Annotated in this window: 12 protein-coding genes; all 12 read left to right on the top strand. The window is 70.5% G+C overall.

All coding sequences use genetic code 11. The annotated features are described in order from the left end of the window. Positions 1-508 precede the first annotated feature (508 nt). The 12 genes from OHA84_RS37555 (at position 509) to OHA84_RS37500 (ending at position 12,205) form a co-directional block, all read left to right on the top strand. The gene (locus tag OHA84_RS37555) at positions 509-1,102 is read left to right on the top strand and encodes a hypothetical protein (RefSeq protein ID WP_266976323.1); all 594 of its coding nucleotides are present in this window, start codon (positions 509-511) and stop codon (positions 1,100-1,102) included. Positions 1,103-1,722: 620 nt separating this feature from the next. Continuing rightward, positions 1,723-1,983, top strand: a complete 261-nt coding sequence (locus tag OHA84_RS37550) for a hypothetical protein (protein WP_266976325.1) — start codon at positions 1,723-1,725, stop codon at positions 1,981-1,983. Between the two features lie 38 nt (positions 1,984-2,021). Then, complete coding sequence (locus tag OHA84_RS37545; RefSeq protein WP_266976326.1) at positions 2,022-2,714, top strand: SAF domain-containing protein; 693 nt, start codon at positions 2,022-2,024, stop codon at positions 2,712-2,714. Beyond that, positions 2,711-3,592, top strand: a complete 882-nt coding sequence (locus OHA84_RS37540) for a hypothetical protein (RefSeq protein WP_266976328.1) — start codon at positions 2,711-2,713, stop codon at positions 3,590-3,592. The genes OHA84_RS37545 and OHA84_RS37540 overlap by 4 nt, the downstream gene beginning before the upstream one ends. Continuing rightward, the gene (locus OHA84_RS37535) at positions 3,585-5,150 is read left to right on the top strand and encodes a CpaF family protein (protein WP_266976330.1); all 1,566 of its coding nucleotides are present in this window, start codon (positions 3,585-3,587) and stop codon (positions 5,148-5,150) included. The genes OHA84_RS37540 and OHA84_RS37535 overlap by 8 nt, the downstream gene beginning before the upstream one ends. Positions 5,151-5,289: 139 nt before the next feature. Next, on the top strand, positions 5,290-6,210 hold the full coding sequence (locus OHA84_RS37530) for a type II secretion system F family protein (protein WP_266976332.1): 921 nt from the start codon (positions 5,290-5,292) through the stop codon (positions 6,208-6,210). Continuing rightward, entirely contained in the window at positions 6,207-7,097 is an 891-nt protein-coding gene (locus tag OHA84_RS37525) for a type II secretion system F family protein (RefSeq protein WP_266976334.1), read from the top strand. The genes OHA84_RS37530 and OHA84_RS37525 overlap by 4 nt, the downstream gene beginning before the upstream one ends. Positions 7,098-7,119: 22 nt before the next feature. Beyond that, a complete protein-coding gene (locus OHA84_RS37520; RefSeq protein ID WP_266976336.1) occupies positions 7,120-7,308 on the top strand; it encodes a hypothetical protein in 189 nt (62 codons plus the stop codon). A gap of 26 nt (positions 7,309-7,334) precedes the next feature. Continuing rightward, positions 7,335-7,757: a TadE/TadG family type IV pilus assembly protein gene (locus OHA84_RS37515; protein ID WP_266976338.1), complete on the top strand. Its 423-nt coding sequence runs from the start codon at positions 7,335-7,337 to the stop codon at positions 7,755-7,757. After that, positions 7,754-8,197, top strand: a complete 444-nt coding sequence (locus OHA84_RS37510) for a TadE family protein (RefSeq protein ID WP_266976340.1) — start codon at positions 7,754-7,756, stop codon at positions 8,195-8,197. Before OHA84_RS37515 ends, OHA84_RS37510 begins: the two co-directional genes overlap by 4 nt. Continuing rightward, positions 8,194-8,652 carry a pilus assembly protein TadG-related protein gene (locus OHA84_RS37505; protein ID WP_266976342.1) on the top strand — a complete coding sequence of 153 codons (459 nt, stop codon included), beginning with the start codon at positions 8,194-8,196 and terminating at the stop codon, positions 8,650-8,652. The genes OHA84_RS37510 and OHA84_RS37505 overlap by 4 nt, the downstream gene beginning before the upstream one ends. A 7-nt stretch (positions 8,653-8,659) precedes the next feature. Further along, entirely contained in the window at positions 8,660-12,205 is a 3,546-nt protein-coding gene (locus OHA84_RS37500; RefSeq protein ID WP_266976344.1) for a LysM peptidoglycan-binding domain-containing protein, read from the top strand. The last annotated feature ends 307 nt before the right edge of the window (positions 12,206-12,512 follow it).

Here is a 12,512-nt window from a genome sequence, read left to right as displayed (position 1 = left end):
TGCTTCGGCAGCGGCCCCATCGTGCCGCATTGGCCGGCGCGCGATAGCGGCATCAATGAATGACGTGGTGCGTACTCCTGTCCTTCTAGGAATGGCCCGTACCAATGCGGAGGCAGGGCGCTGACAACCAGAGGAACCTCGGTAGGTTGCGTAGAGTTTCAGTCATTCTGATTGCAGTTCGAGCCAATCCTTTGGCGTAAATCGTAAGGGCAGATCAATACATGCCCGGGGTCATCAGCGGCGTCAGACAGACGCTGCTCGGCTTGGATCGGCGGCACCCATCGGACTCAGGTCCGAGGTAGTCACGCCAAGGTGCGAGAACGTGGTGGTTTGTCCTCGCGCACGGCCCTGAACTGCACTATCGGCTTTCGATGTTGGCCATCTCTGCGTAACGTATGGGAACAGTCCGGTCGATCGTGACGGTTGAGGTTTTTGCGCCGTCGGCGGCAGCGCCAATGCGCCTGCGACAGTCGACCGCTTTCTGTACTACGGGGAGGCAGCGATACCCATGGCACGATCTGATCTGAGTCGACAGTCCGGACGGGCCTCCAGCCTGAGCATCCCCCTGCTTCTCGCTGCCTGCACGGTGCTGACCTCGGCATGTACCTCATCTGCCGGGACCGATGACAAGAAGACTGAGGCAGCACCTACCCCAACGGTTTCAAGCAGCACGCAGGATCCGACGGAGAAGGCTAAAGCCGACGCGACCAAGACCTACGCGATGTACTGGGGCGAGCTGGAGAAGCTCTACGCGGACCCTTCAGGCAAGAGCGCGAATGTGGCTCAATACGCGGCATCCACAGCTTTGGACAGCTCGCAGGCCGATGCAAAGAACACCCACGCTAAGGGCCTCGTGCACACAGGAAGCGTCACAGTCGCCGGTACAACAGTCACCGCCATCGACCTGGATCGCCAGGTTCCCAGCGCGACGCTTTCCAGCTGCCTGGACATCTCGAAGTGGCAGGTCGTGGACGCCACCACCAAGAAGCCAGCGGTATTTCCGTCAACCCGCCTCACCAAGTACGTCATCGTCACCACTGTCGAGCGCTGGCCGGAAGGTTGGCGCGTGGTCAGAGACGAGCCCAAGGGGCAGCCATGCTGACGACGCGCCGAGTGCTTTCCTGCGCCGCTTTGACCCTCCTCGCATTCCCCTCACCTGCCTACGCGAGCCCGCCGCCCCCCACGACGGGAACCGGCCCCTGCGGCATGTTCACCTGTGTCGAAGTCGACGTTCCGGGTGAACGACCCGCCCCGAAGCCTGGTGGCAGCGGCGGAGGTGGTGGGGGCGGCCAAGGCGGAGGCCAGGGCGAAACCGCAGCACACTGGGACTGCACCTACGAACTCACTGACCCCCAGCCCCCGGCCGGCAGTTTGGACTGGGAGGGGCACCAGCCCGGTGATGGCGGCGTATACACGGAATCCTGCACCTGGACTCCCTCAGAGAACCCCCTGACCAACGTCCGGAGAGTCTGGGCGGCGACACCACCCGTCGCCGCAACCGTGGACCCCGCGGTTCTGGCCCAGCAGGCTGTCGACAAGATGCTCCTCCGAGCCCCTGAGATCGGCATCACTCCGAAACCCGGTGGCACGGGCGTCGTTGGCATGCCCGTCTACATGTGGACCGCCACCGGCCCCGAAACGTACGGACCCAACGTGGCGTCGGCATCCGCAGGCGGTGTCACGGTGACCGCGACAGCAAAAGTCAGCAAGATCGTATGGAGTATGGGCGACGGGAAGTCAGTCATCTGTACCTCTGCCGGCACCCCCTACAAAGCGGAGTACGGCAAGACGCCGTCTCCGGACTGCGGGCACCGGTACGCCAAGCCGTCGTCCACCACCGGTTCCGGGAAGTACCACGTCACCGCGACATCCACCTGGTCGATCGACTGGCAGGTCAATGGCGGCGCCCAGGCCGGCCAGCTGACCGAGGTCCGTACCAGCGACGTGGACATCATCGTCGCCGAGGTCCAGGTCCTCAACTAGCATCGCGCGCTTGCACATCCCCGAGAGGCAGTACCCGAATGGAATCCCCCGCCGCCCCGCCGCTGCCGCGTCCAGCCGGCCCGCGCACCGATCTCCCCATCACCACCGCGGCCCCCGTACGGAAGCAGCGCCGCTATGCCGCAGCCGCACTCAGCACCGTGCTTGCCGTAGCGGCCGCCCTCGGCGCGGCCGCCGCCGTGTCCGCGGTCGGCGACCGTACGAAAGTCCTGGCCATCGCCAACGACGTCCCGGCCGGCCAGCCGCTGACCGACGCGGACATCATCGTCGCGGAGGTATCGGCCGACGCGGCCCTGACCCCGATGCCCGCCACCGACCGCTCCATCGTCGTCGGCAAGCGCCCCGCCGTCGACCTGCGCAAGGGCAGCCTCCTCGTCGCCGCCCAACTCCAGCCCGGCACCGGCCTCGGCGACGACAGGCAACAGGTCGGTGTCCAGGTCAAGCGCGGCCAGGCCCCCGCCGGCGCCCTCGTCCCCGGCGACAAGGTCCTCGCCGTCACCGTCCCCGCCCAAGGCGAGCAGCCCAGCGGCAAGGACAGCGCAGAGGCCCCGCCGACGTCGGTCAAGGCGGTCGTCGTCTCCGTCAGCCGGCCCGACGCCTCCGGCGCCGTCGTCGTCAATCTCGCAGTCGCACCGTCGGACGGCCCGCTCCTGGCCACCCGCGCCTCAGCCGGCCGGGTCGCCCTGGTCCGCGATGTCCGGAGCGGATCGTGACCGTCACCGCGCTGGTGAGCGCGAAGTCGTGCGGCGTCACCACCACCGCCCTCGCGATGGCGCTGTCCTCGACGCGGCCCTCGCTGCTCGCCGAATGCGACCCGGCCGGCGGCACCATAAGGGCAGGCCTGTTCCAGGCCCAGATCACCGCCGGGACCGGCCTTTACCACCTCGCCATCGCCGAACGCGCCGGTGAAGACGCGCTCGCCCAGGCCTTCGCGAGCCACCTCGTCAGTCTCGACGCCTCCGGCCACCGCCAGGTTCTGCCCGGCCTGACCGACCCCGCCCAGGCCCCTGCTCTGGCACGCACTTGGCCTGCCCTGGCCCAGGTGATGCGGGTGCTGTCGGACGAAGGCGGCTACGACGTCGTCATCGACGCCGGCCGCCTGGCCCTGGAGTCCGGCCACCTCCACCCCACCCTCACCCCCGCACCGCTCCTCCACGGAGCCGACCTGGTCCTGCTCGTCGTACGCGCCACCGATCAGTCCCTCACCCTGGCCCGGCACATGGCCGAACCACTGCGCAACGAGCTCACCGACCGCGGCACGGGAGCCGACGCCCTGGGTGTCCTCCTCATCGAGGACGGCCCTCGCCGCGCCCACGAGGCCTCCGAAGCGGTCGGCCTGCCAGTCATGGCCGCTTTGCCCTGGGAGCCGGACACCGCCGCCTACCTCGCCGGCACCGCCCCCGCCCCGCGGAAGCTGAAGAAGTCGCCGCTCTTGAGCTCCGCCCGCACGGCGCTTGGCCACCTGCAGGCGGCCGCCTCTCGACGCGCGCTGCACCAGAAGTACCCGCCCGCTCTCCCGGCCCCGGCCGCCCCGCAGCTCGCCGGGGTACTCCAGCGCCTGAACCAGGGACGGGTGGACCCCCGTGTCTGATACACAGCAGCGCCCCGAAGGCCCGACCGGGCACGGCCCCGCCGACATCGCGGGCCTGCTCACCGGCCGCATCAGCACGGCCCGGATCCCCCAGCCCGCAGCACCGCCCGCACCGGCGCCCGCTCTGCCCGCACCCACCCGACCAGCGACAGCCGCCGGCCCGGGCGTTGTACCGAAGTTGGCCGGGCTGCCCGGGCAGCTGCCGGTGGGCTGGGAAGTCATCGAGGCACTCCAGGCCGAGGTGTCCGCCGAGCTGTCCGCGCACGACCCCAGCCGCCTGCTCGAAGAAAACGACCGCCGGGCCCAGGCCCGCTCCATGGTCACGAAGGCCGTCGCGCGGTGGGCCTCGAAGTACGCCCACGGCAATACCGCCCTGACAGCAGCCGAAGAACACGCCGTCGGAGCGGCCGTGTTCGACGCGATGTTCCGTGGCGGCCGCCTCCAGGGCCTGCTCGACGAAGACGGCGTCGAGGACGTCATGGTCGACGGGCTCCGCGCGCACATCGAGTACTACGACCGACCCCGCCGCACCATCGAGCGGGTCGCCGACTCGCACGAGGAGCTGATCACCTGGGTCAACCGCATGGCCGGCCTGTCCGGACACGGCGAGCGCGCCCTGACCCAGGCCACCCCAAACGTCGGCTTCCGCATGCCCGAGGGATCCCGCGTCACCGCGAGCCTGCTCACCACCCGCCCGTCGGTCGTCATCCGAAAACACCGAATCCGCCAGCACGGCATCGACGAACTCATCCGCTGGGGCTCGCTCAACCCGCTCCTGAGAGTCTTCCTCCTGGCCTGTGTCCAGGCGAAACTCAACATCCTGGTCGTCGGCGACATGGGAGCCGGCAAGACCTCCCTGCTGCGCGCCCTGGGACGGGAGATCCCGCCGGGGGAGCGCATCGCCACCCTGGAGTCCGACCGCGAGCTCTACCTCGACGAGCCCGGCCCGGAAGGCAAGCCGGGCCCGCTCTGCTTCGCATTCGAGGCCCGCCAGTCCAACGGCGAGGTCCGCGGCGGCAACGCGTCGGGCGAGGTCACCATCGGCGACATCTTCCCCACCGCCCTGCGCTACAACGTGCACAGGGTGATCGTCGGTGAGGTCCGCTCCACCGAGGTCCTGCCCATGCTCCAGGCGATGTCCGCAGGCGGCTCCGGCTCGATGTGCACCCTGCACGTGCGCCGGCCGCACGCGATCATCTCCCGCCTCGTGCAGCTGTGCACGGAGGCCGGCATGCAGACCGAGGCCGCCAACCACTTGATCGCGAGTGCGATCGACGTGGTCGTCTACCTCACCTACCTCGACGAGACCGCGATCGGCGGACGCAAGCACCGCTTCGTCTCCCACATCTACGAGGTCCACGACGTCGTCGGCGAAGGGGGCCGCCCCACCACCAGCGAACTCTTCGCCCCGCACGGCGAGGAACCGCGCGCCGTATACCGCAACATGCCGTCGTTCATCGACGTCCTGGAGCGCACCGGCACGTTCGACCGCCGGTGGCTGACCCAGAACCCCGAGGGTGCCTGGGGCCCAGCCCTGCAGATGGTGAAAAACCGATGAACGACCTGATGAACGGGAGGCTCCTTGACCCGCGAAATGGCGCACATCGCCGCCACCATCGTGGGACTGGCCGTGAGCCTCAACGGCCTGCTCCTCTGGTGGGTTCACAGCCGATGACCGAACCTACCCAGGAGACCCGGTGAACTCCTCGCAGCTCGCCCTGGTAGCCGCGCTGTGCGCCCTCGCCATGGTCCTCGCCGGTCTCGTCGCCGCACGCGAGTGGCGCGGCCGCGTCGTGGACCTCGCGAAGCCCGCCTCCCGGCGAACCAGCCGGATCCGCGCGGCGAAGGCCGGCCTGCCCGAAGCCTGGCAACGCCGCTGGCGCGCCCTGGTGACCACCGCAGGGATCACCGTCCTCGCGGTGTGGGCATGGACCGGGTGGCCCGTCCACGGCATCCTTGCAGGCGCCGCTGTCCTCGGCTTCCCCTTCCTCCTCAACCCGGGAGTCGCAGCCGAGCAGCGCATCGAGCGCCTGGAGGCGATCGGGCAGTGGCTCAACGGATTGGCCGGCATCCACACCGCGGGCATCAGCCTCGTGCAGACCATCCGCGCCAGCGCCCGCAACGCCCCCGCACCCATCGCCGCCAACGTCCGGGCGCTGGATGAGCGGCTGCGCTCCGGCATGGACGCCAAGCAGGCCTTCGCCCTGTTCGCCGACGAGCTCGGCGACGGAGTCGTGGACCACGTCGCGCTGCTGTTCCAGTCGCACGCGGCGAACATGGGGCCCGGCCTGGCTACCGCTCTGGAGGCGCTCGCGGTGACGATCCACCAGCAAGCCGCCGACGCCCGCGACATCGAGTCCGACCGCGCCAAGATCCGCAAATCCAGCAGGATCGTCTCGATCGTGATCTGCATCGTCTTCGTCGGCTGCATGCTCAACGAGGCCTGGTCCGCCTGGTACCAGAGCGGTATGGGACAGATCGCCCTCGCCATCCTCGGCGCGCTCTTCGCCTGGACGCTCTCCTGGCTGCGCCGGGCCGCCGCCTCCAAACCGGACCCCCGCCTCCTCAACCCCCTGCCCCAGGCCGAGCCGGCCGCCGCGACGGGAGCCGCTCGATGATCCCCATGGAAGCGGTCCTTCCCGCCGCGGCCGCCGGAGCTTTCACCGGCCTCGCGATCCGCGCACTGTGGCCGACCCGGCCCGATGTCGCCTCCGTCATGGACCGCCTCGACGCCGACCACATCGCCCGCCAGCCCAGGATCACAGCCACCAGCACCGGGTCCCTGACCGAGAAGGTCGGCACCCGCCTCCTTTCCGCGCTCGGCGAGCGGATCACCTTGCCCGTCCGGGACCTCAACCTCCTGCGCATCAGCCCCGCCGAGCACCTCGGCAAGCGCGCCCTGTTCGCGCTGTACGGGCTGGTCCTGCCACAGCTGGCCGGCGCGCTCCTGTCGATGCTCGGGGTGAGCCTTCCGTTCGTCATGCCCGCCGCCGCAGGCCTCGGCCTCGGCGCCCTGTTCTGGCTGTGGCCAGGTCAGGAAGTCAGGAAGGATGCCGCGGCCGCCCGGCTCGTCGTCCGGCACGCCGCCGCCTCCTACCTCGACCGCGTCGCCCTGGCCCGCATCGCCAACTCCGGCGCCGCCCAAGCCCTGACCGACACCGCCGGCGTCGGCGACGGCTGGATCTTCGAGCGAATGCGGCAGGCGTTCTACGAGGCCGACCTCGCCGGCGTCACGGTCTGGGACGCCCTCAAGCAGCTCGGCGAGGAACTCGACATCCCCGAACTGACCCGCCCGGCCGACACCCTCGCCCTCGCAGGCGACGGCGCCGCCGTCTACACCACCCTCCAGGCCCAAGCCCGCCAGCTGCGCGTCGCGATCCTCTCCGACGCCAAGGCCCAGGCCAACGAAGCGTCGACCTCCATGGTGCTGCCGGTGACCTTCGCCGTGCTGCTCATGCTCGTCTTCGTGATCCTTCCGCCCATCGTCAGCATGTTCAACGGCTGATCCCACACACAAGGAGACCCTCATGCACATCCGCGCCCTGACCACCGTGCTCGCCGCTCGCTGGGAGCGCCTGAAGAACGCCGACGACGCCGGACAGACCTCGGCTGAGCTCGCCGTCATCGCTGGCGTCGTGATCGCCATCGCCATCGCGGTCGTCGCCGCGATCAAGACGTTCACCGACGCCAAGATCCCGCTCATCAGCGGCAAGTAGCTCACCATCAAGCGGAAGGAAGCGGCGTGAAAGACCAGGCCGGCATCCGGTGGCGGCGCCTACGGGCACGCCTGCGGGACGAGGGCGACCGTGGCTCGGGCAGCGTCGAGCTGGCCGTTCTCGCCGTCGTCGTGCTGTTCCTGGTCTTCGCCGCGCTCCAGACCGGCATGTACTTCCATGCCCGCTCCGTCGCCCGCTCCGCAGCCACTCAGGGAGTCGAGGCCGGACGCCAGCTCGGCGCCGGCCCCGGCGACGGCGTCGCCCAGGCCCAGGACCTCCTCGCGAAGTACGGCACCGTCCGAGGCGCGACCGTCTCCGCCGAGGGGAGTGGCCCGGAACAGATCCGCATCACCGTCCGCGGCACCGTGGCAACTCTGGTCCCCGGATTCGAGTTGGACGTCGTCCAAAGCGCTGAGGCTCCCGTCGAGCGTTGGGTGGCGGCCCAGTGAGGCAGACCAGGCGCATCAACTGGCGCGAGGACCGTGGGAGCTACAGCGTTGAGACCGTCATCCTCGCCCCGGCCATCATTGCCCTCATGCTGCTGATGATCGCGTTCGGCCGGATCACCGACGCCTCCGGGGCCGTGGACGGCGCCGCCCGCGCGGCAGCCCGCGCCGCCTCCCTCGAACGCGAGGCCGGCGCAGCGCAGGCGTCCGGCTCGGCGGCCGCGACCCGCAGCCTCCACGGCGAGGGCATCCACTGTGCCTCCTCCAGCGTCTCGGTCGACACCTCCGGGTACGGCCTGGACATCGGCCAGGAAGCCACCGTCCGCGTCACCGTCGCCTGCACCGCTCCACTCGGCGAGATCGGGCTGCCCGGGCTCCCCGGATCCCGCACGCTCCGGGCATCGTGGACCAGCCCCATCGACTCCTACAGGGGCCGCCAGTGATCACCGCCCTGACCCGCCGCGTCTCCCGCCTGCGGGACCGGATCCGCCATGGCGGGGACCGGGGGTCGCTGTCACCGTTCTACGCGCTGAGCGCCATCGGCATCATCATGATCATGGGACTGCTCGTCGACGGCGGCGGCGCCCTGAATGCCACTAACCGCGCGACCGGGCTCGCGCAGGAGGCCGCTCGCGCGGCCGGGCAGCAGCTCAACGTCCCCGCAGCCGTCCAGGGCACCGAGATCGCGGTGGACCCGGACGCCGCCGTCGCCGCAGCCCAGGACTACCTCGCCGCCCAGAACGTCTCGGGCTCCGTGACCGTCACCGACGGCGGCCAGCGCCTCGAAGTGACCGTCCGCGACACCTACACCACTTTCTTCGCCCAGTTCGTGGGTAGGTCGACGATCAGCGTGTCCGGCACGGCACACGCCCGACTGCACACCCAAGCCGGAGGCTGACCACCCGATGAGCACCCCCGTACGCCTGCTCCGCGCCCTGCTCGGCCTCACGGTCCTGGCCGCCCTCATTGCCGGCATCCCCCTCGTGCTGCTGACCGTCGGCCACCAGCCCACCGAACTCACCGGCGGGTGGGACCTGCTGACCGGGCAGGACGACGGCCGGCTCTTCCTCACGGTCCTCACGACCATCGGCTGGATCGGCTGGGCACTCTTCACCTTCTCCGCCCTCGTCGAGATCATCGCGATGCTCCGCGGCCGCAAAGCCCGACGGATCAAAGGCCTCGGCGGAATGCAGGGCTTCGCCGGCCTCCTGATCGGCGGCCTCGTGCTGCTCGCCCCGACCGCGGCCTCGGCCGCGACCACCGGATCGGCCGTCGCGGCGACCGCCGTCCAGACCGCGGGCACCAGCGGCACGGTGACCGCCCCCGCGGCGGCGGCCGCGGCGCAGCAGGACACCTGGCCCACCCACACGGTCACCGGCGACTCCGAACTCCCGTGGGACCTGGCCGAGCAATACCTCGGCAGCGGCCCGCGATGGAAGGACATTGCCGCCCTCAACCCGAGCGTCCCCCAGCTCGCGGCCGGCGACCAGTTCCTCCCCAGGGGCTCCGTCATCCGTCTCCCCGCCGATGCCAACATCGCCAAGCCGGCCACCCCGACATCGGCACCCACCCACGCCACACCCGACACGGCGCCGCCGACGCAGCAAGCCGAGCAGCCCGCCCCTGCAGCCGCTCAGCCCGCGCCCGCTCAGCCCGCGCCCGCTCCGGCTGAGCACGTCGTACGGCCCGGAGAGAATCTGTGGGGTATCGCGGCCGAGCACGGCGACCCCGACGACTGGCCGAAGATCTTCGAAGCCAACAAGGGCAACCCCCTGCCCGGTGGCGGCACGTTCGACAACCCCGACCTGATCGTGCCCGGCCAGGAACTCACCCTCCCGACGGCCCCCGCCCCGGCGCCGACAGCAGACACCCGCCCCGCCCCGGACACCAAGACACCCCCGAAGCCGGACGCGGCCAAGAACACCCCCACGCCACCAACGCCCGCACCCTCGAAGCCCGCCCCGCCCGCGCCCGCAGCGTCCGCGCCGAGCACCGCGGCCACCACCCCCGCTCCCACGCCCACGAGCGCGCAACCGGGGCAGAATAAGGACACCCCCGCGCAGGATGCCGAGGAAAACCTGGCGCCCGCCGCCGTGTGGATGGGAGCCGGTGCTCTGGCCGCCGCCCTCATCGGCACGCTCGCCACCCGCCGAGTTCTCCAGCAGCGCCGGCGCCGGCCCGGCCGCCGCATCCCCATGCCCACCGGCACCGCCGCCGCCACCGAGCAGGGCCTGCGCTCGGTCCAGCAACCCACCGGCTTCGATCTGCTCGACGCGACCCTGCGCACGCTGGCCCTCAACCTCGCCGCCGCCGACCGCGACTTGCCCGTGATCACCGCCGTCGTCCTCCACGAGCACAAGGTCGAGCTCCACCTCGACCAGGACACCCCGCCGATGAAGCCGTTCTCGGGCACGGCCGGCCGCACCGACCTGTGGACCTGCCCCGCCTCCAGCCCGGACCTCGCCCACCACGATGCGCTCCAGGGCGCCGACGCCCCCTACCCGGCCCTGGTCTCCCTGGGCTGGGACGGTTCCGGCCGCCTGGTCCTCGTCGACCTGGAGCACGTCGGTGTCCTCCACCTGGACGGCGACGCCGACCACGCCCGCCACGTTCTGCAGGCCATCGCCGTCGAGCTCGCCAGCACACCGCTGCCAGGACACTTGGAGATCACCGCGCTGGCCGACACCGCTCCCGGACTCGACGAGGCGGCACCCGAACGCGTCGCCCGTACGGAGACTCTCACCGAAGCCCTCACCGAGCTGACCAGCCACGGCAGCGACCAACGCCGCGCCCTGAGCGCCCTCGGCGCGCCCAGCCTCCGCGCGGCCCGCCTGAACGAGGATGCAGGCGGGTCGTGGACGCCCCACATCCTGCTCGCGACCGACCTGCCAGAGACGACCGAGACCGAGGAGCTGTTCGACCTGATGACGGTCGAACCTCGGGTGGCCGGTGCGGTGGTGACGTCGAGCGGTGGCGCCGCCGTTGCCCCGACCGACGGATGGACTCTCCACTGCGCGGGACCGGACGAAGCCATCGTCCTTCCCGGCTCCGGCTTGCCCGTCAGGCTCCAAGGCCTGTCCGACCACCACTTCGCCGACGCGATCGAGCTGCTCACCCTGTCCTCCAGCACCACCGACGTGCCCGCCCGCGACGAGTGGCTGGACGACGTCCTCGACCTGGGCGAGGAACCCGATGACCAGCAGAAGCCGGGCCAGGGCGATTTCTCGCACGACCTGGAGACGAGCGACGGCGACGGGGAAGAGCCCGAGGACGACGGGGAGGCGCCCGACCCGGATCTGGGGCCGGTATCCGGTGCCGACGAGGACGGCATGCCCGCCGAGTACGCCGACATCGAGCGGGATGAGCTGGAGGCCACGGAGACCGAGAACGCGGCCGCCACCGACGGGACTGGAGAGGCTCCCGTCCCGCCCGTTACCCCGACGGACGAGGAACCCGCAGAACCGGCAGAGGGTGGCACCAGCGGTCCCACCCTGGCAGACATTTTCAACCCCCCGGCCGCACCCCTGCCTGCGAGCACACCACCCGCTTCCGCGCCCGAACCGGCCGCAGACGCTCCTGTCCTGACGAAGCAGCCGGCCCCCACGTCGGCTATCAGTGTGACCGACAGTCCGCTTCCGGTCGCGGTTCCTGGCCCGACTCCCGCTGCCGACGACGTCGAGGCAGCACACGACACCCCGCCGGCTGTGCTGCTGCTCGGGCGCGTGGTCATCGAAGGCGCCGCGGGCCGCATCGATTCCAACCGCCAGAGCGCCGCCGTCGAGCTCGTTTCCTACCTCGCGCTCAACCCAGGCGCCGACCACCACGCCGTCGACGACGCTCTCTGGCCCGGCCGCCTCGTCAACAAGCAGATGCGCAACGCCGTCATCTCCCGCACCCGCTCCTGGCTCGGCAAGAACGCCGACGGCGACGCCTACTTCCCGCGGGTCCAGGACACCGGCGACAGCCGCTACCGCCTCGCCCCGGCCGTCACCTGCGACTGGCGCACCTTCCAGAACCTCGCCCGCACTGGCCTCGCCCGCCACGACGAGGACGGCGAACTCGCCCTGCGCCGGGCCCTCGCACTCGTCCGCGGCCGCCCCTTCGCCGCCATCGACCCCCAGCGCTACGCCTGGGCCGAACCAGCCGTCCAGGAGATGGTGTCGGCCATCGCTGATGTCGCCTACGAGCTGTCCACCCGCCGCCGAGAGGCCGCCGACTACGCTGGAGCGCTCTGGGCCGCGCACCAGGGCCTCCTCGCTGCCGAGGAAAACGAACTCCTGCACCGGCAGGTCTTCCTGGCCCATCACGGGGCCGGAGACGTGGACGCTCTGCGTGAAGCCGCCGCGCGCTTGGCCCGGATCAACGAGGGACTCGGCGGGGGAGCGGATATGGAGGCGGAGACGGCGCAGCTGCTGAGTACGCTGCTGCCGAAGCCGGTCCTACGGCGCTGATGCCCGGCTTACAGTTATCGCGACGAGCACAAGGCCCGGATTCCCCCGCTGATGGCTGGGGGGATCCGGGCCTTGTCTTCTGCTGTGCACTCGTTGAAGCGGCTGCCGTTTCGAGAGCGGTACATGCGCCTCCATGAGTGCGCGTCGCCGCCCGAGTGGGGGGTGGTTCATGTCACAGCGGAATTTTGACCGAGCCGTTTGAATCGGTCGGGCACGCCAAGGATGGGCAGGAAGACAAGCTCATCAGGAGCGCATGAGCACCTGCCGAATCAGGGCTTGGGGTTGGTTCGGGGACCACTGGCCACCT

The sequence above is a fragment of the Streptomyces sp. NBC_00513 genome, assembly GCF_041431415.1.
Lineage (GTDB): Bacteria > Actinomycetota > Actinomycetes > Streptomycetales > Streptomycetaceae > Streptomyces.
This window is presented reverse-complemented; position numbering and strand designations above follow the sequence as displayed.